The 2,123-nt window shown below is 72.2% G+C and carries 2 protein-coding genes; both read right to left on the minus strand.

The annotated features are described in order from the left end of the window. Positions 1–781 (minus strand): IS21-like element helper ATPase IstB (gene istB, locus WBP48_RS14195; RefSeq protein WP_424441405.1); only part of this gene is annotated, 781 nt, incomplete at its 3' end. Continuing rightward, a partial coding sequence (istA, locus tag WBP48_RS14200) for an IS21 family transposase (protein ID WP_424441406.1) occupies positions 778–2,123 on the minus strand: 1,346 nt, incomplete at its 5' end. The genes istB and istA, both read right to left, overlap by 4 nt.

Here is a 2,123-nt window from a genome sequence, read left to right on the forward strand (position 1 = left end):
TGCCGGCGCTGCGGCCGGCCGCGGAGCGGCGTCGGTAGCTGTCGACGTTCATCTCGAGGATGGTCGCGTGATGGACGAGCCTGTCGATGGCGGCGACGGTGACGGCCTGGTCGGGGAAGATGCGGTCCCAGGCGCTGAATGGCTGGTTGGCGGCGATGGCGAGGCTTCGGGTCTCGTAGCGCCGGGCGATGAGCTCGAAGAGGACGGAGGTCTCGGCCTGGTCCTTCTGGGCATAGCCGATGTCGTCGAGGATGATGAGGTCGAAGCGATCGAGCCTGGCGAGCGCGGCCTCGAGGACGAGGTCGCGCCGGGCGGCCTGGAGCTTCTGCACGAGATCGGTGGTGCGGGTGTAGAGGACGCGGCGACCGGCTTCGACGAGGGCGTGACCGACGGCGCAGAGGAGGTGGGTCTTGCCGGCGCCGCTGTTGCCGATGGCGATCAGGTTGGCGCCGGTTTCGATCCAGTCGCCGGCGGCGAGGGCCTCGACGCGGGCGCGGGGGACGCTGGGCAGGGCCTTGAAGTCGAAGGTCGCCAGCGTCTTGCCGCCCGGCAGCCGGGCCTCGATCAGGTGGCGGCGAATGCGGCGGGTCTCGCGCTCGGCGATCTCGACCTCGGCGAGAGCGGCGAGGAAGCGGGCCGCGGGCCATCCCTCCTTGTCGGCGCGCTCGGCGAGCGCTGGCCAGTGGCAGTGGAAGCTCGGCAGGCGCAGCGCGGTCAGCATCGCCGGCAGCGCGTGGACATCGACGGTGCGCGCGGTCGTGGACTTGGAGGGCGAGGTCATGCGCGCATCTCCAGCAGGGCGTCGAAGCTGGCGAGCTCGGTGAGCGCCACCGGCACGTCGGTGGGCAGCGCCCGTCGACGCGGCTCGATCCGCATCTTCAGCTCGGGTGCATGCGGCAGGCGCCCGACGGCCAGGTCCTCGGCGATCAGTGCCGCGAGCTCGGCTTCGCAGGCCTCGTGATGGGCGAGCCAGAGCAGATCGACCATGCGGCGACAGGCATCTCGTCGCGGCAGCGCCTCGGAGAGCGCGGCCCAGGCGGCGGCGTACTCGCTGCGAGGGAAGAGACCGTCGCGGTAGACCGATCCGGCCAACGCCTGCGGCTTGCGGCGGAGCGCGTGGATGACGTGGCGATAGTCGACGCGGTGCCGGCGGACGCCGTCGCCGCGGCCGCGCAGGCGCGGATGGCTGACGACATGGGTGGCGCCGAGCCAGGCCTCGATCCGGTCGTCGTAGACGTGGACGCGCAGACGCTGGCCGATCAGCCGCGAGGGCGCGCTGTAGAAGATGTTGTGCACCATGAAGCCGCCGGTCCTGGTGACGCGGGCGACGATCTCGGTGAAGTCGGTGGCGCGCCGGGCGGGCAGCGGACGCAGTGCCGCCGCCTCGATGCGCACTGCGTCTTCCCGGCGGCGGTTCCTGCGGGCGACGAGCTGGTCGACGAACCGCCGCCAATCGGCGAGGTCGGCGAAGTCGCGGGAGCCGCGCAGGATCAGCGCCTGGTCGAGTGCGGCCTTGAGGTGGCGGTTGTGGGACTCCACCGCGCCGTTCTCGTGTGCCTCGCCGGGATTGCAGCGGCTCGCGACCATGCCGTAATGGGCGCAGAACTCGTCGTAGCGGCGGGTCACGTCCTGCGCCGCCTCGGCGTCGAGGTTGCGGTAGGCCGCCGAGAGGCTGTCGGAGCGATGCTCGCCCGGGACGCCGCCGAGGGTCCAGAGCGCGTTCTGGAGGTTCTCGGCCAGGGCGGTGAAGCTCTCGCCGCCGAGGACGACGGCGGCGTGCTCCCAGCCGCTGTAGGCCAGCACGAAGTGATAGAGCCGGTGCGGGAACGGCGCGCCGGCGATGGTGACGCCGAGCTCGGCCGCGTCGGTGAAGTCCGAGAGCGCCATGCGCCCCGGTTCGGAGGTCTGGCGGAAGATCACGTCGCGGGCAGGCCCGTGCAGCGCCCGCCAGTCACGCACCCGCCGCTCCAGCGTCCGTCGGACGCGGTCGTCGGGGAAGGCATCGGGGTCGGCCAGCTGCAGATGGCGCAGCAGCGTCACCGCCTGCACGGCGGGGTCGCGCTCGAGGATCGGCAGCAGCATCGTCTCCCACACCGCGGCGAGCGGATCAGGCACCGTTCGCC

Origin of the sequence: Microbacterium sp. (assembly GCF_049661145.1) — a bacterium.
In the GTDB taxonomy this organism is placed as follows: domain Bacteria; phylum Actinomycetota; class Actinomycetes; order Actinomycetales; family Microbacteriaceae; genus Microbacterium.